The following is a 20505-nucleotide window of genomic DNA, read 5'->3' as shown; positions in this document are numbered from 1 at the left end:
TATGACCCCTCCTCCGCCCGAAGAGGGGACTTCTCACGGAGTCGGGAGAAGTCATGGCACACCGCGGAGATCCACCCGACGGTCCGGCGGAGAACGGCGCGCACGGCCCGGACGACGAGTACGGCTCACTCGTCTTCGACGAGTCCTTCGTGCGGGCCGCCCGGCTGCAGGAATTCTCCGCCCAGGAACGCATGGGCCGGCACGCCCGCGCCGTCCGCAGTCTGCCCGGGCGGGCCTACCGCAGCGGCTCCCGGATCGCCCTCGCCCTGATGATCCTCATCGCCCTGGCCTTCGGCACGGCCGTCTTCATGGGCCTGAGCCACCCCTACGAGACTCCGGCCGCCGCCCGGAAGCCCGAACCGCTGAGGATGACCCTCGTCCCGCTCGCCCCGCGCGGCGCCGTCCCCGCGGGCACTCCCGCCACCCTCTTCGCGAGCAGCCCCGCCGCCGACTACGCGAAGGGCAGGGACGGCATCAACCCGCCGCCCGCCCGGCACACCGCCGACTTCTCGGCGAGCGAGGTGAGCGCCGCCCTGGCGACCGTGAAGGACTACCTGGCAGCCTCCTCGCTCGACCCCGACGTGCTCAGCGGGAACGCCGTGCGCCCCGTGGAAGCGCTGCTCGACCCGGACCAGATGGAGCAGTTCGACCACAGTGTCGACGAGCCCTACGACGACGGGCAGCACGCCGCGACCGGCTGGCTCGTCCGCTTCGACCCGGCCGAGGTCACCCCGGACCCCGAAGTCCGGGTCCGGGGCACCCTGCGCTACACCCAGACGGGCTCCGACGCCCTGGAGGTCGTCTCGGACCACACCTTCACGTACGCCCTGCGGCCCGCCGAGCCGGGCCCTCAGCCGAAGGGCGGGGCCTCCCTCTTCACCGTGCGGCGGGAGATGGGCTTCCGGTTCGACCGGGAGGACCTGAGGCTGCACCGGCTGGAGGTGCAGACCAGCTACCTCCAAGCGGGCCCGCAGTCCTGCCCGGCCGACGCCTCGGGAGCCCTGCGGCCGCTGCTCGCCGGCCAGCGGGCGGTCTCGCGCGGACCGGCGGGCACCGACCCGTACGCCACGGGCCGGCCCGTCGCCGCGCTCTGCGGGACGCTGGAGGTCAGCTCCCTTCCGCCGAAGGCCCCTGCGAGCCCTCAGGGCCCTCCGTCCGCTCCGTCCCCGACGGCCGCGCGGAGCCGCCCGTAGCGCCGCCCCCGCCGGTGAACTTGTCACGCAGCTTGCCGCCCAGGTCCCCGGCGCCGCCCGCTATGTCGCCGACGAGCTTCATCAGCGGATCCTTGCTGTTGCGCACCGAATCGGCGTAATGCGAGGCGGACTCCTTGAACGAGTCCGTCACCGAGGTGTCCTTGTCCTCGTCCCGGCGCGGGTAGTGGCCGTCCATGATCCGCTGGTAGTCGCGGGTCTCCGACCACTTCTTCAGCTCGGCGGCGCGGACCGTGGTGAACGGGTGCGTGCGGGGCAGTACGTTGAGGATCTTGAGCACCGAGTCGCGCAGGTCGCCGGACTTCTCGTACTCGTCGGCCTGGGCGAGGAACGCGTCCACGTTCATCTCGTGGAGGTGGTTGCCGCCGGCGATCTTCATCAGGCCGCGCATCGACGCCTGTATGTCCTGGCCGACCAGGAGCCCGGCGCGGTCCGCCGACAGCTCCGACTTGCGGAACCACTCGCGCAGCGCCGTCACGATCGCCATGATCGCGACGTTGCCCAGCGGGATCCAGGCGACCTTGAGGGCCAGGCCGGTGAGGAAGAGGAGGATCGTGCGGTACACCGCGTGACCCGACAGGGCGTGTCCGGCCTCGTGGCCGATGACCGCCCGCATCTCCTCCTCGTCCAGCAGCTCGACCAGGCCCGTGGTCACCACGATGATCGGCTCGTCCAGCCCGATGCACATGGCGTTGGGCTTGGGGTCCTGGTTGACGTACATCGGCGGGACCTTCTCCAGGTCCAGGATGTAACAGGCGTCGCGGAGCATGTCGTTGAGGTGCGCGAACTGGGCGTCGCTCACCCGGACGGAGTCCGACAGGAAGAGGAGGCGCAGGCTGCGCTCCGGCAGCAGTCCGCTCAGCGCCTTGAAGACGGTGTCGAAGCCGCTGAGCTTGCGCAGCGCGACCAGCGCGGAGCGGTCCGCGGGGTGCTCGTAGGCCCGGGAGGAGATCCCCGGAAAACGCTTGCGCTGCCTGCTCGGTACGCGGTCCTGGCTCTCGTGGTTGCTGGTCATGACATGGGCCCCCTGTGTTCGTACGAGACGTCGCTCGCCCCCTGACGCCGCCCAGCGTAGGTGCTGGGGCTACGGTGTGCGGGGGGCTGTGGATAACTGAGGAGACGCCCGACATGCCGCACACCGTTGCTCTGTTCGCCGCCGCATCCGGGGACCAGGGGCCGGGCAACACGATCCGCATCGTGCTGGTCGCCTCCCTGCTGGGAGCCGCACTGCTGGCCTGGTTCCTGCTCCGCGGATACCGCAACGACGACAACAACGACTGAGTCGGCGTGAGCGTGCCCGGGGCACCCGCATACGATGTCCGCGACGTCTTCCCCCGACTCCCGATCGATAGGTCCTGCCGAAGATGAGCCTCACGAGCACCGCACAGCAGCTGGTCACCGTCGCCGCCGAGGGCGAGCACGGCGGCAATCACGAAAGCCTCAGCCCCTACCTCACCGGTGGCGGTGCCTTTGTCGTGCTTCTCCTCCTTCTGTGGATCACCACGCGCTTCAACCGCGACCGCTGAGGCCGAGGCGTACAGCTGTGCCAGTAGGCTCTGCACGCATGGGAGAGCAGGAAGTGCCTACCGGCCGCGGAAAACGCCGACTCGGCGTGATGGGCGGGACGTTTGACCCGATCCATCATGGACACCTGGTGGCGGCCAGTGAAGTGGCCGCCCAGTTCCACCTCGACGAGGTGATCTTCGTACCGACCGGGCAGCCGTGGCAGAAGAGCCACAAGCACGTGTCCCCGGCGGAGGACCGTTATCTGATGACGGTCATCGCGACGGCGTCCAACCCGCAGTTCTCGGTCAGCCGGAGCGACATCGACCGCAAGGGCCCCACGTACACGATCGACACGCTGCGGGACCTGCGCGAGGTCCACGTCGACGCGGATCTCTTCTTCATCACCGGCGCCGACGCGCTCGCCCAGATCCTCACCTGGCGCAACGCCGACGAGCTGTTCTCGCTCTCCCACTTCATCGGCGTCACCCGGCCGGGCCATGTGCTCACGGACGACGGGCTGCCCGAGGGAGGCGTCTCCCTGGTGGAGGTCCCCGCGCTCGCGATCTCCTCGACGGACTGCCGCGCGAGGGTCGCCCAGGGCGAACCGGTCTGGTACCTCGTGCCCGACGGCGTGGTCCGCTACATCGACAAGCGCCAGCTGTACCGCGGCGAGTGAGCCACGGAAAGGGGCACCGGTGAACGACCGACAGAACCCGTACGACCCGTACTACCAGCAGCCGCAGATCATCGGCTACGACGAGTACGGGCAGCCGGTGTACCAGCAGCCGGGGCAGCCGCAGTACGACCCGTACGCGCAGCAGCAGCCCGACCCTTACGGCGGCCAGGAGTCCCAGGGCGGCGGGCAGGGCTACGGCTACGACCCGTACGCCCAGCAGCGGCCCCCCGCCCCGCCGCAGCCGTACGACCCCTACGCGGCCCAGCCCCAGCAGGCCCCGCAGCAGGACTACGGCTACGACCGGTACGGGTACGACACCGGGCAGCAGCAGCCCGTCCACGACACCGGACAGCAGCCCGCCGCCGTCGACACAGCCCAGCAGTGGAGCATCCCGCAGCAGGCCCCCGCACCCGCCCCGGCCGCCGCCCCCGCCCCGCCCCGGGAGCCCGAGCCGCGGCCGGCGCCGGACGCGGCCGTGCCCGGGCAGCGCCGGGGTGGCGACGACTACCGCACCGAGCAGTTCGCCTTCATCGAGGAGCCCGACGAGGACTCCGAGGACGTCATCGACTGGCTCAAGTTCACCGAGAGCCGCAGCGAGCGCCGCGAGGAGGCGCGCCGCCGGGGCCGCAACCGGATCGTCGCGCTGATAGTCGTCGGGGTCCTGGCCGTTCTCGGCGGCGTCGGCTACCTGTGGTCGGCGGACAAGCTCCCCGGCATGTCCGGCGGCGAGAAGGCGAACACCGCGACGACCGGTCCGCAGCGCCGGGACGTCATCGTGGTCCATCTCCACAACACCAAGTCCGGCGGCACGTCCACCGCCCTGCTCGTCGACAACGTCACCACCAAGCAGGGCACCACGGTCCTGCTCCCCAACTCCCTCGCCGTCTCCGAAGAGGACGGCACCACCACCACGCTGGGCAAGTCGGTCGAGGACGACGGCACGTCCGGGACGCGGGAGTCCCTGGACACCCTGCTCGGCACCGACATCAGCGGGACCTGGCGGCTCGACACGCCGTACCTGGAGAACCTGGTCGACCTCGTCGGCAACATCGAGGTCGACACCGACATCGCGGTGCCGGGCGCCAAGAAGGGCTCCGGCGACCTGGTGAAGAAGGGCGAGGCGCAGACCCTCAGCGGCCAGATGGCCGTCGCGTACGCCACGTACCGCGCACCCGGTGAGGCCGAGGCCAAGCAGCTGATGCGGTTCGGCCAGGTCATGCGCGGAGTGCTGCGCAAGATGTCCGACGACCCGCAGGCAGCCACGGTCACCGTCCAGACGCTGGCCCAGATCCTCGACCCGTCGTTGCCCGAGAAGGACCTCGGCGCCTCGCTGGCGAAGCTGGCCGAACACGCCAAGATCGGCGACTACAAGACGGCGCTGCTGCCGGTGCAGGACGACGGCACCCTCACCGACGCGGCCACCGAGAGCGTGGTCAAGGACATCCTCGGCGGCACGGTCAAGGCGCCGTCGGCCGACGGGGTGATCCGGGTCGGGATCAAGAACGCCACCGGTGACACCGGCTCCACCGAGTCCGCCAGGGGCAAGCTGGTCAACGGCGGTTTCGCCTTCGTCAACAGCGGGAAGGCCGACGCGGTCGCCTCCTCGCAGGTGGTCTACGCCGAAGCGGCCGACAAGGAGAAGGCGACCCAGGTCGCCAAGACCCTCGGGCTGCCGGCGAGCTCGGTCGAGAAGGGCAAGCCGGCCGGGAACGCGGACGTATCCGTCCTCCTCGGCCAGGACTACAAGGCCGAGTAGCGGCGGAGGCCGGGAGGTCCGGAGCCGAGCGGCCCGGGCCTCCCCGGACGGCCCCGGGACGGGCCACGGAATATGGCTGCGTGGCCGGGCGGTTCCCCGTGAGACCCTAGGGGATGTCCTGTCGGTCAGGACCGGGGCCGCGGCGTCGGGAACGGCACCTCGCAGCGTTGCCGAACCGCCCTAATCGCTCCGCGATGAGGGCGCTCCGGCGCCTTGCGATGCACCGCACCGGACGCCGCGGCCCGACCGCCCCTGACCGACAGGACACCCCCTAGGGGGCTATCCGACCGACGACGAAAGCCTGCTTGTGACCGCCACTGACCGCTCCATCGAGCTCATCAACGCCGCCGCCCAGGCGGCCGCCGACCGGCTCGCGCACGACATCATCGCCTACGACGTCAGCGACGTGCTGTCGATCACCGACGCCTTCCTGCTGGCCTCGGCCCCCAACGACCGCCAGGTCAAGTCGATCGTCGACGAGATCGAGGAGCGGCTGCAGAAGGAACTCGGCGCCAAGCCGGTCCGCCGCGAGGGCGACCGCGACGCCCGGTGGATCCTCCTCGACTACGTCGACATCGTCATCCACGTCCAGCACAGCGAGGAGCGCGTCTTCTACGCGCTGGAGCGCCTGTGGAAGGACTGCCCCGAGCTCGACCTGCCCGAGGACGCGGTGAAGACCCGCGGCAAGGCCGCCGAGCACGCGCAGCTCAACGGCGGTACGGAAGGTGAGCAGAGCTGAACGGCAGCAGGAGCGGCAGGGGCCGCAGGATCGTCCTCTGGCGGCACGGCCAGACGGCATGGAATCTGGAACGCCGTTTCCAGGGCTCCACGGACATCGAGCTGACCGAGACCGGCGTGGCGCAGGCCCGCCGGGCCGCCCGGCTGCTCGCCTCGCTGAAGCCGGACGCGATCGTGGCCTCCGACCTGCGGCGGGCCGCGGCCACGGCAGCCGAGCTCGCCGCGATCACCGGGCTCGACGTGGTGCACGACACGGGGCTGCGTGAGACCTACGCGGGCGCCTGGCAGGGTCTGACCCACGAGGAGATCGTGGAGCGGTACGGCGAGCAGTACGCCGCCTGGAAGCGTGGCGAGCCCGTGCGGCGCGGCGGCGGCGAGCTGGAGACCGAGGTCGCCGACCGGGCCGCCCCCGTGGTTCTCGGGCAGGCCGACAAGCTGCCCGACGGCGGCACGCTGGTCGTCGTCAGCCACGGTGGCACCATCCGGACCACCATCGGCCGGCTGCTGGGCCTGGAGGCGCACCACTGGGAAGGGCTCGGCGGGCTGACCAACTGCTGCTGGTCCGTGCTCGGCGAGGGCGCCCGCGGCTGGCGGCTGCTGGAGCACAACGCCGGCACCCTGCCGGAACCGGTGCTCGGCGACGACACCTGATCCCGCCGCCCCTAGGGGCAGCGGGGGCCGGATTTCACTTTCCGGCTGGTCACAGGCTAAAGTTCTTCTTGTTCGCAGCGCGGAAGCGCAGGGAAACACAGCGGACAGCGGGGCTATAGCTCAGTTGGTAGAGCGCTTGCATGGCATGCAAGAGGTCAGGAGTTCAATTCTCCTTAGCTCCACAATCGGACATCCCGTCCCCGTCAGGGGGGCGGGATGTCCTCATGTGCGGTCAGCGGTCCTCAGTGCCCCGGCGGTGTGCCCGCAGCGCGGCGAGCAGCGCCCTGCTTTCCTCGTCGGCCGGGGTGTACGTGACGATCCGGCACTCGGGCAGCCCGTTGATGGTCAGCGACACCGAGGTCATCCGTATGTCACCGGCCACCGCCCAGTGCCGGAAGGTCTTCACGCGCCGCCCCGGCGGGACGACGTCCCCGCTGCGCCACAGCCGCGCGAAGTAGGGGCTGGCCTCCGACAGCGCCGCGATGAACGTCTCCCACGCGGGCTCGCCCACATGGCGCCCGTATCCGCTGCGCAGGGTCGCCGCCATCAGGGGCAGCTCCTGGGAGCGGTGCACGACCGGGCAGTCCTCCTCGGAGGCCGTGAACAGCGACCACAGCGCGTTGCGGACCTTGGTGCCCCGCATGGTGGGGATGTCGAAGATGTCCCGGTACCCCGGATTGGTCGCCAGTACGTCGTAGCGCGCGTTGTAGACGGCCGCGGGCAGCGGGTCGAGCGCTTCGATGATGCCCTGGATCTCCTCGCCGGCCTCGAAGGTGTCGGATTCCCTCCCCGGCAGGAAGGCGACCCCCGCCAGTTCGTACAGGTGCTCGCGCTCCGGGGGGTCCAGCCGCAGCGTCCTCGCCACCGCGTCCAGGACCTGCGGGGACGCGTTGATCGGGCGGCCCTGCTCCAGCCAGGTGTACCAGGTCACACCGACTCCGGAGAGCTGGGCGACCTCCTCGCGGCGCAGCCCTGGCGTACGCCGTCGTAAGCCCGGGGCCATGCCCACGTCGGCCGGGGTCACCCGGGCCCGGCGGCCGCGCAGGAAGGCGGCGAGCTCCGGCCGCCTGTCCGTCGCCGGACCGCTCCGCCGCGTGCGCTGTTGTGCCGTCACCGTCGTCACGCCCCCATCGTCGGTGCTGCGCCCGGCTGTTGCCAGGTGCTGCCAGTACCAGCATCAGCGGGCTCTCGTTACCCGTATGCGTACGGCACCAGCCTGGAGCCCATGACCGCGACATCCGAGACGGCGGCATCACGCTCCGTCACCAGTAGAACCCACACCACTGACAAGGCCCCAGCCCGGCTGCTCGCCGTCGTACTGACGGCCCAGTTCATGGCCATGCTCGACATCTTCATCGTGAATGTCGCCGCTCCGGCGATCCGTACCGAACTCGGCTCCTCGGGAGCCCAGTTGCAGCTGGTGGTGGCGGGGTACACCATCTCGTACGCCGTCCTCCTCGTCGCCGGCGCCCGGCTCGGAGGCGTGTTCGGCCACGGCCGCGCGCATCTGGCAGGGCTCGCCGTCTTCACCGCGGCCTCGCTCGCCTGCGGACTGGCCGCGGACTCGGGGCAGCTGATCGCCTTCCGGGTGATCCAGGGGGCGGGCGCGGCGGTGATGATCCCGCAGGTGCTCAGCCTGATCCAGCAGCACTTCACCGGGGCGGCCCGGGTGCGAGCGATCGGTGCCTACAGCGCCGTGCTGGCCACCGGGGCCGCCGCCGGTCAGGTCGTGGGCGGGGTGCTGGTCAGCGTCGACCTGTTCGGGGCGGGCTGGCGGCCCGTCTTCCTGGTCAACGTCCCGATCGGGCTCGCCTTGCTGGTGATCGGCGCGCGCGTGCTCCCGGGGGAGCCGCGTACCGGGGCGGCCCGGAGCAAGGCGCGGGCGCGCGGGTTCGACCCGGTGGGCCTGGTGCTCCTGGCGGTGGCCGTCACGCTGCTGACCGTGCCGCTGGTGCTCGGCCAGGAGCTGGGCTGGCGGGACTGGACAGGGGCCTGCCTGCTCGCCTGCGCGGGGGTCCTCGCCGGCTTCGTGGCGTACGAGACGAGGCTCGCCGCGCGCGGCGGTGCGCCCCTGATCGCGCCCCGCGTGCTCCGGTTGCCCGGAATCGCGGTGGCGTCGGCGCGCCTCCTGCTGGTGATGGCGGCCAACGCGGGCTTCCTCTTCACGCTGACCCTGCACCTCCAGGGCGGCCTCGGGTACTCGGCGCTGCACGCGGGGCTGATGTGCGCGCCGACCGCGGTGGCCTTCGGCGCGGCCGGGCTGACCTGGCGGCGGTGGCCGGTCCGGCTCCGGCGGCACCTGGTGCCCGGCGGGTTCGCGGTGCTGGCCGCGGGTGAGGTGCTGACCGGGCTCGTACTGCGGGGTGGTGACGGCGGGAGCGTCGCCCTGTACGCGGGTTTCGTGCTCATCGGCGTGGGTATGGCTCTCGCGTTCAGCCCCAATCTCGCGGGCGCCCTGGCGGACGTACGGCCACAGGACGCAGCCGATGCCAGCGGTGTGCTGGTGACCGTGACCCAGCTCGGGCAGGTCATGGGCGTCGCCGCCATCGGCACCCTCTACCTCAACCGCCTCGGTACGCCGGGGCCGCAGGGGTCGGGGCACGCGCTGTGGGTCTGCGAGCTGTCCCTGGCCGCCGTGGCGTGCGCGGGGGCGGTGGCGGGGCTCGTACGGCGGCGGCGGGCGGGAACGGCGGTCGGCTGACCCCCTTGCGGGGTCATGGCAGAATCGGACCGCCGGAGGGGGCGACGGACCGAACGGGAGGGTGTGCGCGATGCCTGGGAGCCGCCACGAGGTCCCGCAGCCGCCCTTCTTCCGCCGGGGCCGGAGCTGAGCCATGGGTGCACACAGGCGGAAGTGCGACTGGTGCGGCAGCGGTACGCCCATCGTCAGGGACATGGACCCGGTCAACGCGGACTTTCAGTACTGGTGCGAGGAATGCGCGCGGGCGCTGATCATAAAAGGCGACCCCATCGAGACCTACCGGGAGCTCGAAGGAGAGCCGATCTACGGCCGGCTCCTGGAGGAGCACTGCACCCTCAAGCGCTTCTACTCCTTCGCCACGGCCTGACCGCTTCCCCTCCTCCGGCGGGTGAAAACCGGACGGAGGGGAATCGATTTGGTGGACGGCCCGGGTGACCGGTACTGTTCTCGATGTCGCCAGGGAGACCGGGCGGCGCAACGAGGGGCTATAGCTCAGTTGGTAGAGCGCTTGCATGGCATGCAAGAGGTCAGGAGTTCAATTCTCCTTAGCTCCACAGTGAAGAAGGAACGGCGGGTCATCCGAATCGGATGGCCCGCCGTTCTGTGTGCGGGGGCCGGCCGGCGGCTATTGCCCGGAGGGGGTCCGGCTCGGTGCGGTACCCTGACGCCATGCGTGCCGTAGCCCTTCTGCTTAGCGAGCCGCGCTGATCAGTCCCGACCGGTGAGAACGCCTGGTCGGCATCAGCGCGGCGTCCCCTCCTGTGCGAGGGGATTTTTCGTTTCCAAGGACGTGTGTCCGTAGACGTGGATGCCGGCAGATGACGATCGATGGAGCTTTGAGGATCATGAGCGAGACGAATACCGCAGCGGACGCCGCTGCGCCGCACCGCTACACGGCAGCGATGGCCGCCGACATCGAGGCACGCTGGCAGGACTTTTGGGACGCCGAGGGCACGTACGAGGCGCCCAACCCGACCGGTGACCTGGCGGGCGACCCGGAGCTGGCCGCCAGGCCCAAGAAGTTCATCATGGACATGTTCCCGTACCCCTCGGGCGCGGGGCTGCACGTCGGCCACCCGCTGGGCTACATCGCCACCGACGTCTTCGCCCGCCACCAGCGGATGACCGGGCACAACGTCCTGCACACCCTGGGCTTCGACGCCTTCGGCCTGCCCGCCGAGCAGTACGCCGTGCAGACCGGCACGCACCCGCGGGTCTCCACCGAGGCCAACATCGAGAACATGACGGCGCAGCTGCGCCGGCTGGGCCTGGGCCACGACAAGCGCCGCTCGTTCGCCACGATCGAGTCCGAGTACTACAAGTGGACCCAGTGGATCTTCCTGCAGATCTTCAACTCCTGGTACGACACCGAGGCGGACCGCGCCCGGCCCATCGCCGAGCTGGTCGCCCAGTTCGAGGGCGGCGAGCGCGCCACCCCCGACGGCCGTGACTGGTCCGCCCTGAGCCCCGCCGAGCGCGCCGACGTCCTGGGCGAGTACCGGCTGGCCTACGCGTCCGACGCGCCGGTCAACTGGTCGCCCGGCCTGGGCACCGTCCTGGCCAACGAGGAGGTCACCGCCGACGGCCGCTCCGAGCGCGGGAACTTCCCCGTCTTCAAGGCGAAGCTGCGCCAGTGGAACATGCGCATCACCGCCTACGCCGACCGGCTGCTGAACGACCTGGACGGGCTGGACTGGCCCGAGGCCATCAAGCTGCAGCAGCGCAACTGGATCGGCCGCTCCGAGGGCGCACGGGTCGACTTCCCGGTCGACGGCGCGGGCAGCGTCACCGTCTTCACGACCCGCCAGGACACCCTGTTCGGCGCCACCTACATGGTGCTGGCGCCGGAGCACGAGCTGGTCGAGCGGATCATTCCCGCCGCCTGGCCCGAGGGCACCCACCCGGTCTGGACGGGCGGCCACGCCTCCCCGGCCGAGGCGGTCACCGCGTACCGCAAGCAGGCCGCCTCGAAGTCGGACGTCGAGCGGCAGGCCGAGGCCAAGGACAAGACCGGTGTCTTCACCGGTGCGTACGCCACCAACCCCGTCAGCGGCGAGCAGATCCCCGTCTTCATCGCCGACTACGTCCTGATGGGCTACGGCACCGGCGCGATCATGGCCGTACCGGCGCACGACGCGCGCGACTTCGCGTTCGCGCGCGCCTTCGAGCTGCCGATGCGCTGCGTGGTCCAGCCCTCGGACGACCGCGGCACCGACGCCTCGACGTGGGAGGACGCCTTCGCCTCGTACGACGCGAAGCTGGTCAACTCCGCCAACGACGAGATCTCGCTGAACGGTCTGGGCGTCGCCGACGCCAAGGCCCGTATCACCGAATGGCTCAAGGAGCACGGCGTCGGCGAGGGCACCGTCAACTTCCGGCTGCGCGACTGGCTGTTCAGCCGCCAGCGCTACTGGGGCGAGCCCTTCCCGATCGTGTACGACGAGGAGGGCATCGCCCACCCGCTGCCCGAGTCGATGCTGCCGCTGGAACTGCCCGAGGTCGACGACTACTCGCCGCGCACCTTCGACCCGGACGACGCCGACACCCAGCCCGAGACCCCGCTCTCGCGCAACGCCGAGTGGGTCAACGTCACGCTGGACCTGGGTGACGGGTCCGGTCCGCGGAAGTACCGCCGCGAGACCAACACCATGCCCAACTGGGCCGGTTCCTGCTGGTACGAGCTGCGCTACCTGGACCCGAACAACTCCGAGAAGCTGGTCGACCCGGCGATCGAGGAGTACTGGATGGGCCCGCGCGAGGGGCAGCCGACCGGCGGCGTCGACCTGTACGTGGGCGGTGCCGAGCACGCCGTGCTGCACCTGCTGTACGCGCGCTTCTGGTCCAAGGTCCTGCACGACCTGGGCCACGTCTCCTCCGCCGAGCCGTTCCACAAGCTGTACAACCAGGGCATGATCCAGGCGTTCGTCTACCGGGACAGCCGCGGCATCGCGGTCCCGGCGGTCGAGGTCGAGGAGCGCGACGGGGCGTTCTACTACCAGGGCGAGAAGGTCTCCCGCGTCCTGGGCAAGATGGGCAAGTCCCTGAAGAACGCCGTCACGCCGGACGAGATCTGCGCCGAGTTCGGCGCGGACACACTGCGCCTGTACGAGATGGCCATGGGCCCCCTGGACGTGTCGCGGCCGTGGGACACGCGTGCGGTCGTCGGCCAGTACCGGCTGCTGCAGCGGCTGTGGCGCAACATCGTCGACGAGGAGACCGGCGAGGTCACCGTGGTCGACTCCGAGCCCGGCGAGGACACGCTGCGCGCGCTGCACAAGGCCATCGACGGCGTCGGCGGCGACATGGCCGGCATGCGCTTCAACACGGCGATCGCCAAGGTCACCGAGCTGAACAACCACCTCACCAAGGCGGGCGGCCCGCTGCCCCGCCCGGTCGCCGAGGCCCTGGTGCTGCTGGTGGCGCCGCTGGCTCCGCACATCGCCGAGGAGCTGTGGCACCGGCTGGGCCACACGGAGTCGGTCGTGCACCAGGACTTCCCGGTGGCCGACCCGGCGTACGTGGTGGACGAGACCGTGACCTGCGTGGTGCAGGTGAAGGGCAAGGTCAAGGCACGCCTGGAGATCTCCCCGTCGATCACCGACGCCGAGCTGGAGGCCCTGGCCCTGGCCGACCCGGCCGTCGTCGCCGCGCTGGGCGGCGCCGGCATCCGCAAGGTCATCGTGCGCGCGCCGAAGCTGGTGAACATCGTTCCCGCGTAGTCACCGCTTCGGGTGGGGGCTTTCCCCTACGGGCAGGTTGGGGGTTCCGGCGGAACCCCCAACCTGCCCGTTGCGTTTACGGTGGAGAGGGCCGGTGTACCTGTACCGGAGGCCGTCACACCATCCGAGGGGCGCTCATGGAAGCCGTGATCCTGATCCTGGGGCTGCTCGTCGTCGCCTTCATGGCCCTGGGCGTGTATGCGACGGTCAAGGTCGTCGGGGCGGCCAGGCGCGGCGTGGACCGCACGATCACGCAGGCGCGCCGGACCGTCGAGGACAGCACCCTGCGGGCCAAGAGCTACGGACAGCTGGGCGTCGGCGGTGAGCTGGCGCAGCTGCGCCTCTCGCTGCGCACCTCGATGCGCGCCACCCAGGAGGCCCTGCGGACGGGCGTGGCCGAGGACGCGTCGCTGTCGGAGTCCCTGGGGCTGTTCGACCGGCTCAGCGCACACGGACACGAGCTGGACGCGGAGCTGAAGGCGCTGGAGCGCGAGCCCGACAAGGCGACGGTGACCTCACGGCTGCCGGGCCTCAAGGAGCGCACCGCGCAGATCACCCGTTCCGCCGACTCGCTGCGCTGGGCCGCTCGGGACCGGGCCCGCAAGTTCGCCGACGACGAGCTGTCGGCGCTGAACGCGCAGATCGACGTGGAGGCAGGGGCGCTGCGGCACTGGACCACGGTCGAGGAGGGGCCGGGCCCCTCGCCGGAGTGGGGCGGCGAGGCGGACGCGGACCACCGGCCGTCCTCCGACGCGCCGGAAGGGGACAGGCGGAAGCCGCCCGAGGCCATCACCGCCCGCGATCCCCGGCGGAGCACCGCCTCCCCGTGGCAGAAGACGGCCCGGCCCGAGACCACCAACTGACCGGTGAACGCCCGGCGGCCGGGACGCGCCTGGGGACGGGGCGACCACGGGTGACCGAGGGTGGCAGGATGCGATGCGAAGCGACCGCGACTGATCACTCGCGCGGGGTCGGACTGCCTGCCCCGCGTCCCTGCGGGTAACCTCCGGGGCATGTCCCGCCATGTCGCGATCGTCACCGATTCCACGGCCTACCTGCCGCCCGACGCGATGCGGCGGCACGGCATCACGGCGGTGCCGCTGACCGTGGTGCTGGGCGATCAGGCGCTGGAGGAGGGCACCGAGATCTCGGCCCGCTCGCTGGCTCTGGCCCTGCAGAAACGTCGTTCCGTGACGACGTCCAGGCCCAGCCCCGAAGTCTTCGCCGCCACCTACCGGGCCGTCGCGGAGGCCGGTGCGAGCGGCATCGTCTCGCTTCATCTGTCGGCCGAGTTCTCCGGCACGTACGACGCGGCGGTGCTCGCGGCGAAGGACGCCCCGGTGCCGGTGCGCGTGGTCGACACGGGCATGGTCGCGATGGCCCTCGGCTTCTGCGCGCTGTCCGCCGCCGAGACGGCCGAGGCGGGCGGCGGCCTGGACGAGGCGGTGGCGGCGGCCGAGAAGCGCGCCTCGGGCACCTCCGCGTACTTCTACGTCGACACCCTGGACTACCTGCGCCGCGGCGGCCGGATCGGCGCCGCGCAGGCGCTGCTCGGCTCGGCCCTCGCGGTCAAGCCCCTGCTCCAGCTCGACGGCGGCCGGATCGAGCTGCTGGAGAAGGTACGGACGGCCTCCAAAGCGATCGCGCGGCTGGAGGAGATCGTCGCCGACCGCGCGGGCAGCGGGGCCGTGGACATCGCGGTGCACCACCTCGCGGCGTCCGAGCGGGCGGACCGGCTGGCCGAGCGGCTGCGGGAACGCGTGCCCGGGCTCGTCGACCTGCACGTCAGCGAGGTCGGCGCGGTGATCGGCGCGCACACCGGGCCCGGGCTGCTGGGAGCGGTGGTCTCGCCCCGCTGAGGCTCCGCCGCCCTGCGGACATGTCACGGGGCGGGTACGTCACGGGGCGGGCACGTCACAGGGCGGGCACGTCACGGGGCGGGCACGTCACAGGGCGGGCACGTCACGGGGCGGGCACGTCACTCGGCGGGCACGTTGCTGGGCGGGCACGTCACTCCCCGGAGTGGCCGAGTTATGCACAATGGGTCCGTTGTCCACGGAAATCGCCTGTGCTCAGCGGGGTTCCGCGGGACTGCCTAGCGTCCTGACCCATGGCTTCCCGATCACATCGTGCAACCAGCGGGCCCGGCGGAGCGGGTGCCGGCCCCGGCCGCGCCCCGGATTCCGACGGGCGCATGCGACGAGCGGCGCGCCCCGGACCGGGCCGCCGGCGCCGGACGACGGCCCGCTCGGAGGTGGCCGCGGCGGCGCGCAGCAGAGCCGACGCGCTGATGGCGGGCGGGTCCGGGGGACGTGTCGCGCGGTGGGGGGCCGCCGGGGGGCCTGTTGCCGCGGCGCCGGGTGCGGCGCCCCGTGCCGGGGAGGCTTCTCCTCCGGTCGGGGCGAGCGCGGCGTCCGTGGCGAGCGCGGCGCCCGTCGGGCGGTGGGCGGCGGCCGTGCTCGCGGTGCGGGAGCGGCTGCCGATGTGGGTGCAGCTCAGATGCGGCCTGGAACCGAAGACCCTTGCCGCGCTCGCCGTGATCCTGGTCGCGGCCGCCGTGTTCGCCGGGATGCACTTCTGGTCCGCCCGGCCGGAGGGCGTGAGGGCTCCGGACATGGTCGGTGGGGCGGTGCACGCGCCCGCGCCGGAGGCGGACGAGGAGCCGGCGGAGGGCAGGGTGCGGCCCGAGCCGTCTCCCGGTCCCGCCGCCGGTCCGGGCAGTCAGATCGTGGTGGACGTCAGCGGGAAGGTGCGGAACCCGGGGCTGCGCAGGCTGCCCGCCGGGTCGCGGGTGGACGACGCGCTGACGGCAGCGGGCGGGGCGCGGCCGGGTGCGGACCTGGCGGGGCTCAACCGGGCCCGGGTGCTCATGGACGGCGAGCAGATCGTGGTGGGCGCCCCGCCGGCCGCCGCCTCGGCTCCCGGGGTGGGCGGTCCCGCTGCCGAGGAGGGTGGGGGCGGGCCGGTGAGCCTGAACACCGCGACGTCGGAACAGCTGGAGGGGCTTCCGGGCGTCGGCCCCGTTCTCGCCCAGCACATCGTGGACTACCGCACACAGCACGGGGGATTCCGGTCCGTGGACGAACTCCGCGAGGTCAACGGGATCGGCGACCGCCGGTTCGCGGACCTGCGGCCGCGGGTGCGGCCGTGAACGCGGGGGACGCCCTCGGGGCGTCGGGCCTGCGCGCCGTGCCGGGTCCGCGCACGGAGCCGGAGGCGCCCGCGGTGCCGGGGGCCCAGAGGGACCCCGAGGCCCGCACGGAGCCGGACATCCACGCGGCGTCGGGCCGGCGACTGGGGCTTTCCGACCCCCGGCAGGAGGGCCCGGCCGACCTCCGGCTGCTCGCGCCCGCAGCGGCTGCCTGGGCAGGTGCCGGGCTCGCGCTGGGCGCTCCCGGGCACTGGGCGGCGATGGGGGTCATGCTCTGCCTGGGGACTGCGATGGTGCTCCTCGCGGTGGGACTGCGAAGCTCCCGTACAGCGGGCGGGGGTGGCGCGGTCGGTGACGCCGGGGTGAGGGGCGGGGGTGGTTCGGGTGGAGAGGCCGGGGTGAGGGGCGGGGGTGGTTCGGGTGGAGAGGCCGGGGTGAGGGGCGGGGGTGGTTCGGGCGGAGAGGCCGGGGCGGAGGGCGTGGTTGGCGCCGGGCGCGCATCCGGTGCCGGCCCCGCATCCGGTGCCGTGCGCGGACGCGGGCGGGGGCCGGGGCGGTTGCAGGCGACGGCCGTCGCGGCGGTGCTGCTCTGCGCGGCGGCCGGGGCGGCGTCCGCCGGCCTGCACGGTGCCGATGTGCGCCGAGGCCCCCTGCCCGGGCTGGCCCGGCAGTTCGCGCGCGTCCAGGCGGAGATCACCCTCACCTCCGACGCCCGGCGCACGTTCCCCCGGGTGAGCGGCGACCCCAGCACGCCCGCCTCCCTGCTCCTGGACGCGGAGGTCACCCGGCTGACGCGGGCCGACGGCACGGCCGTACGGCTGCGGACGCCGGTCCTGGTCATCGTCCCGCCGGGCGGCGCGGCGGCGGCCTGGCAGCGGCTGCTGCCCTCCACCAGCCTGCGCGTCGCCGGGCGGCTGGCGCCCCCGTCCCACAAGGGCGAACGGGTCGCCGCCGTCCTACGGCCCGACGGCAAGGCCCCGCCCAGGGTGACCGGGCCGCCCAGCCTCCTCCAGCGCACGGCGGGCCGGCTGCGCGCCGGGCTGCGCGAGGCCACCGACGGACTGGGCCCCGACGCGCGGGCGTTGCTGCCCGGGCTGGTGGTCGGCGACACGTCACGGGTCACCCCCGAACTGCACGACGCGTTCCGGGCGACGGACCTCACCCACTTGATGGCCGTATCCGGCGACAATCTACTGCAGGCAGATGGGTGCCCGTAGAATCCCTTCATGCCGATTGCACCGGAGCACCTCGCCCTGCTGTACACAGGCCCGTTCGACGCCTACCTCTACGGTCGAAACTCGCGTGACCCCAAGATGAAGGGGAGCAGCGTCGACGACCAGATGCATGAGGGCCGCGAAATCTGCAACGACAACGGGTGGCCCATCAAGCGCGAGTTCACCGACGTTGGCCGCTCCGCTTCCCGATACGCAAAGCGGGAGCGCAAGGAGTTCGAGGAGATGATCGCGGGCATCGAGGCCGGCGACTGCCGCATCCTCGTAGCCTGGGAGGCGTCCCGGTACTACCGGGACCTGGAGGTGTACGTGCGCCTCCGAAACGTCTGCATGCAGGCTGGCGTGCTGCTCTGCTACAACGGCACCGTCTACGATCTGTCCAAGCGCGCCGACCGTAAGGCCACCGCCCAAGACGCTCTGCAGGCCGAGGACGAGGCGGAAGGCATCCGCGACCGGAATCTGCGCACCGCGAGGCTGAACGCCAAGGCTGGCATGCCCCACGGGCGCATCTTGTGGGGGTACGCACGCCGGTACGACCCGGACACCGGCGACCTGGTCGAGCAGTACCCTCACCCGGAACGAGCGGCCGTCGTGACATCGATCTTCGAACGCATCGCGGCGGGCGAAACCGAGTACTCGATCTTGCAGACCCTACGGGCCAAGGGCGACCGCCTGCCGGGCCTGAGGTGGGAAAACCACCATCTTCGGTCCATGCTGCGGAACCCCTCCTACAAGGGGTCCCGCGTCTTCCAGGGTGCCGAGCTGGGCGAGGCAAAGTGGCCCGGGCTCGTCGATGCCGAGACCTATGAAGCCGTGCAGGCGATCATCAAGCGGCCAGAGCGCCGCACGATGGGGTCGTCGGAGATCGTGCATCTGCTCTCCGGTCTGAGCCGGTGCGGAGAGTGCCCCACCGCGCCCCCGCTCAGGGTCTTGAAGTGCCGGGGCTACAAGGCGTATCAGTGCTCCGAGAAGTTCGACACGGTGATGCGCGAGGAGAAGCTCGACGCCTACGTCGAAGAGGCCGTCATTGAGTGGCTGCAGTCGAAAGCCCCGGCTGCGGCGTTCGCGTCGGAGGACGGGCAGCGGAAGGTCGAGGCGGCACGGTTGCGGCATGCGCAGATGCAGGCGCAGCTCGACGAGGCGCGGGCGAAGGCGGCGAAGTTCGGGCCGGACGGGAAACCGAAGCTGTCCATTGAGTCGCTGGCAGCTCTTGAGACAAGTCTGCTGCCGCTGATCGAGGAGGCGCGCGCGCAGGCCGGGGTGCTGGTCGGTGTGCCGCCGGTCCTACGCGGAATCATCGGACGCTCCGACGTGGACGCCATCTGGCACAACATGTCGTTGGAGCAGCGACGGTCCGTGCTGCGAACTGTGGTGGACATCCGGCTGATGAAGGCTCGGGCGCAGGGGGTGCGGACGATCGAGCCCGGCCGTATCCGGCTGACGTTCGTAGGGGAGCCCGGCTTTATCGGGTGGCGCCCCGGGCCGGTTCTTCGGCGGCTCGCTGATGAGCCGGAGACGGAAAGCCGATGACGCGCGCGTACGTGCTGCGCGGGGCGGCAGGGTCGAGCAGGCCCTCGCGAACCATGGCGACTGTGGCCTCGACGGTGTCGCACACCAGTTGGTTCTTCTCTTCCTCGAACGCGTTCTGCATGGCGGTGCGTTCGGAGTCGAGGCGGGCGGCGAGAAGCTCGCGCTCGGCGGTGACGTCGCGACGGAGCCTGGTGCGCTCACCTTCGAGGGTGGCCTGCGCGACGACGTAGCGGATGCGGTCTGCCTCGGCCTCGCGTACGGCGGTGTTGAGGCGGTTGCGTTCAGCGCTGGTGTCGGTGATCCACTTCCGAATCGCGACGAGGGCTACGAGAGTGAGCGCGGTCATCATGAAGATGGCGCCGCCGATGGACGTCTTCAGGTTGTGGGTGAAGATGCCGCACAGCACGATGGCGAGGCCGGCGCTCGTGATGAGCGCCGCGCACACGGCAGTGGCTCGGGTTCCCGCTGTCAGGTCCATGTAGCCCCCGTTACATCTGTGCTGCTGTGCCCCCGCGCTCGTCGTCGCCGGGCTGATCGTTGTCGCTCTGCTCTTGTAGACGCCTGAGCCGCTCGATGGTTGCCGCGAGCATATGCACGCCGACGGGGTCGGTGATGCCCAAGCGGGCGGCGGCCTCTTCGGGTGAGATAGAGCGAGAGCCTACCTGTGATGGCGTGGTTTCGGACAGTGGCTGAAGTGACTGGGGTGGCAAGCCCATCGCTTCCAGCAGGTCGATGACGGCGACGCCGACCACCTCGGAGAGGGGCGCGAAGAACTTGAGCTCGGGCACGGCCTGGCCCTTGAGCATGCGCGAGACGCTGCTCTCGGACATGCCGGTATCTCGCGCAAGTCTCGCGTTTGAGCCGTGGCCGGTGTATCCGGCTCGCTGGGCAGCGGGCGCGACGATGTCGGCGAAGCGTCGCGCGCGCGTGGGGGCGTCTGTCATGGACGTCAACCTACTTCCCTAGCTAGGGAGTATCTACAAAATCCCTGCCCCGCAAGAGTGGGAGTTCGGCCACCCTTAGGCGTTCGACCTGCACACATGCATTCTCGAACAGAGGTTCGAGGAAAAATTAACCCTCACTTAAGCGGAACCTCCCTTGCTAGGGAGGAAGGACTGTGGCAGAGTCTCCCTCGTTAGGGAGAACCCACCGCCTACCTGCACCGAAGGGGGAGCCATGTACCGACTGCGGATCGGCCGACTGCGGCAGATCGCCAACGAACACGGCGACCGCACGAGAGCGGCGATCGCGCGGCGGACCGGAATCGCCGAATCCTCGATCTACCGGTACATCGACGGCACGTCGCAGCCTGACTTGAATTCGGCCCTACGGATCGCCGCCGCGTACGGCACCACCGTCGAAGACCTCATGGAACCCGCCGTCGACGCCGAGAGCGTTCCGGCATGACCCGCGAGGAGCGCCGGCAACTGCTCGGCGACGCGGTGATCGAGCAAATCCACAAGCGCGTGGCGCAGGCACCGGACGCACCCGACGACGTGATCCCGGGTCTCCGGCGCATCCTGACCCACCCCGCCGGCCCCGCCGTCGACACCCCCGCCGCGCAGCGCGCCGCATAGCGATGGGGCCGCTCCGACTTCCCGGCCCGAGCGACCCCACCCCGGCGGACCACCCCA

20 protein-coding genes, 2 tRNA genes and 1 pseudogene are annotated in these 20505 nt (G+C 71.3%); 19 read left to right on the top strand and 4 right to left on the bottom strand.

The features are described 5' to 3' along the window. The first annotated feature begins 53 nt into the window (after window positions 1-53). The gene (locus tag ACLQ2N_RS08575) at window positions 54-1193 is read left to right on the top strand and encodes a hypothetical protein (RefSeq protein WP_425810707.1); all 1140 of its coding nucleotides are present in this window, start codon (window positions 54-56) and stop codon (window positions 1191-1193) included. On the opposite strand, the gene ACLQ2N_RS08570 is transcribed toward ACLQ2N_RS08575, so the two are convergent. After that, window positions 1108-2226, bottom strand: a complete 1119-nt coding sequence (locus ACLQ2N_RS08570; protein ID WP_425810705.1) for a M48 family metallopeptidase — start codon at window positions 2224-2226, stop codon at window positions 1108-1110. The genes ACLQ2N_RS08575 and ACLQ2N_RS08570 overlap by 86 nt on opposite strands. A gap of 113 nt (window positions 2227-2339) precedes the next feature. Between ACLQ2N_RS08570 and ACLQ2N_RS08565 the strand changes: the two genes are divergently transcribed. The 7 genes from ACLQ2N_RS08565 to ACLQ2N_RS08535 all read left to right on the top strand — a co-directional run bounded on the left by ACLQ2N_RS08565 (window position 2340) and on the right by ACLQ2N_RS08535 (window position 6720). Further along, the gene (locus tag ACLQ2N_RS08565; RefSeq protein ID WP_185992685.1) at window positions 2340-2492 is read left to right on the top strand and encodes a hypothetical protein; all 153 of its coding nucleotides are present in this window, start codon (window positions 2340-2342) and stop codon (window positions 2490-2492) included. A gap of 83 nt (window positions 2493-2575) precedes the next feature. Then, window positions 2576-2737, top strand: coding sequence for a hypothetical protein (locus ACLQ2N_RS08560; RefSeq protein WP_191134123.1), 162 nt, complete (start codon window positions 2576-2578; stop codon window positions 2735-2737). Window positions 2738-2775: 38 nt separating this feature from the next. Further along, entirely contained in the window at window positions 2776-3393 is a 618-nt protein-coding gene (gene nadD, locus ACLQ2N_RS08555) for a nicotinate-nucleotide adenylyltransferase (RefSeq protein WP_425810702.1), read from the top strand. Between the two features lie 19 nt (window positions 3394-3412). Then, complete coding sequence (locus ACLQ2N_RS08550) at window positions 3413-5149, top strand: LytR C-terminal domain-containing protein (protein ID WP_425810700.1); 1737 nt, start codon at window positions 3413-3415, stop codon at window positions 5147-5149. Between the two features lie 307 nt (window positions 5150-5456). Next, window positions 5457-5888, top strand: coding sequence for a ribosome silencing factor (rsfS, locus tag ACLQ2N_RS08545; protein WP_018103223.1), 432 nt, complete (start codon window positions 5457-5459; stop codon window positions 5886-5888). Further along, window positions 5885-6538 carry a histidine phosphatase family protein gene (locus ACLQ2N_RS08540; RefSeq protein WP_425811316.1) on the top strand — a complete coding sequence of 218 codons (654 nt, stop codon included), beginning with the start codon at window positions 5885-5887 and terminating at the stop codon, window positions 6536-6538. The genes rsfS and ACLQ2N_RS08540 overlap by 4 nt, the downstream gene beginning before the upstream one ends. A 109-nt stretch (window positions 6539-6647) precedes the next feature. Then, window positions 6648-6720 (top strand) — tRNA-Ala (locus ACLQ2N_RS08535). Between the two features lie 50 nt (window positions 6721-6770). On the opposite strand, the gene ACLQ2N_RS08530 is transcribed toward ACLQ2N_RS08535, so the two are convergent. After that, window positions 6771-7661: a helix-turn-helix transcriptional regulator gene (locus ACLQ2N_RS08530; protein WP_425810698.1), complete on the bottom strand. Its 891-nt coding sequence runs from the start codon at window positions 7659-7661 to the stop codon at window positions 6771-6773. 102 nt (window positions 7662-7763) lie between these two features. Here ACLQ2N_RS08530 and ACLQ2N_RS08525 point away from each other — a divergent pair, with 102 nt between their 5' ends. The 9 genes and pseudogenes from ACLQ2N_RS08525 (at window position 7764) to ACLQ2N_RS08485 (ending at window position 18871) form a co-directional block, all read left to right on the top strand. Then, on the top strand, window positions 7764-9239 hold the full coding sequence (locus ACLQ2N_RS08525; RefSeq protein WP_425810696.1) for an MFS transporter: 1476 nt from the start codon (window positions 7764-7766) through the stop codon (window positions 9237-9239). A 133-nt stretch (window positions 9240-9372) separates the two neighbouring features. Continuing rightward, entirely contained in the window at window positions 9373-9606 is a 234-nt protein-coding gene (locus tag ACLQ2N_RS08520) for a hypothetical protein (RefSeq protein ID WP_056785441.1), read from the top strand. Window positions 9607-9720: 114 nt separating this feature from the next. Next, window positions 9721-9793: transfer RNA gene (locus ACLQ2N_RS08515), tRNA-Ala, on the top strand. Window positions 9794-10084: 291 nt separating this feature from the next. Further along, window positions 10085-12958: a leucine--tRNA ligase gene (leuS, locus tag ACLQ2N_RS08510; RefSeq protein WP_425810694.1), complete on the top strand. Its 2874-nt coding sequence runs from the start codon at window positions 10085-10087 to the stop codon at window positions 12956-12958. Between the two features lie 137 nt (window positions 12959-13095). Next, window positions 13096-13821, top strand: a complete 726-nt coding sequence (locus ACLQ2N_RS08505; protein ID WP_425810693.1) for a hypothetical protein — start codon at window positions 13096-13098, stop codon at window positions 13819-13821. Window positions 13822-13971: 150 nt separating this feature from the next. Next, window positions 13972-14817 (top strand): DegV family protein, encoded by an 846-nt coding sequence (locus ACLQ2N_RS08500; RefSeq protein WP_425810691.1) that lies wholly within the window; start codon window positions 13972-13974, stop codon window positions 14815-14817. 557 nt (window positions 14818-15374) lie between these two features. Further along, the gene (locus tag ACLQ2N_RS08495; RefSeq protein ID WP_425810689.1) at window positions 15375-16109 is read left to right on the top strand and encodes a helix-hairpin-helix domain-containing protein; all 735 of its coding nucleotides are present in this window, start codon (window positions 15375-15377) and stop codon (window positions 16107-16109) included. A gap of 74 nt (window positions 16110-16183) precedes the next feature. Beyond that, window positions 16184-17302: pseudogene (locus ACLQ2N_RS08490) on the top strand (ComEC/Rec2 family competence protein); the annotation flags it as partial. 33 nt (window positions 17303-17335) lie between these two features. Further along, window positions 17336-18871 (top strand): recombinase family protein, encoded by a 1536-nt coding sequence (locus ACLQ2N_RS08485; protein WP_425810687.1) that lies wholly within the window; start codon window positions 17336-17338, stop codon window positions 18869-18871. Here the strand turns inward: ACLQ2N_RS08485 and ACLQ2N_RS08480 are convergent. Together ACLQ2N_RS08480 and ACLQ2N_RS08475 are read right to left on the bottom strand one after the other, a co-directional pair. Beyond that, entirely contained in the window at window positions 18804-19349 is a 546-nt protein-coding gene (locus ACLQ2N_RS08480; protein WP_425810685.1) for a hypothetical protein, read from the bottom strand. The genes ACLQ2N_RS08485 and ACLQ2N_RS08480 overlap by 68 nt on opposite strands. A gap of 10 nt (window positions 19350-19359) precedes the next feature. Continuing rightward, on the bottom strand, window positions 19360-19815 hold the full coding sequence (locus ACLQ2N_RS08475; RefSeq protein ID WP_425810683.1) for a helix-turn-helix domain-containing protein: 456 nt from the start codon (window positions 19813-19815) through the stop codon (window positions 19360-19362). A gap of 232 nt (window positions 19816-20047) precedes the next feature. Between ACLQ2N_RS08475 and ACLQ2N_RS08470 the strand changes: the two genes are divergently transcribed. Together ACLQ2N_RS08470 and ACLQ2N_RS08465 are read left to right on the top strand one after the other, a co-directional pair. Further along, window positions 20048-20278 carry a helix-turn-helix domain-containing protein gene (locus ACLQ2N_RS08470; protein WP_425810681.1) on the top strand — a complete coding sequence of 77 codons (231 nt, stop codon included), beginning with the start codon at window positions 20048-20050 and terminating at the stop codon, window positions 20276-20278. After that, entirely contained in the window at window positions 20275-20448 is a 174-nt protein-coding gene (locus ACLQ2N_RS08465; protein ID WP_425810679.1) for a hypothetical protein, read from the top strand. The genes ACLQ2N_RS08470 and ACLQ2N_RS08465 overlap by 4 nt, the downstream gene beginning before the upstream one ends. Window positions 20449-20505: the final 57 nt, after the last annotated feature.

This window comes from Streptomyces sp. DT224, assembly GCF_049844595.1.
Taxonomy (GTDB): domain Bacteria; phylum Actinomycetota; class Actinomycetes; order Streptomycetales; family Streptomycetaceae; genus Streptomyces.
The sequence above is the reverse complement of the archived record's forward strand: the minus strand, read 5'-3'. Positions and strand labels throughout refer to the sequence as shown.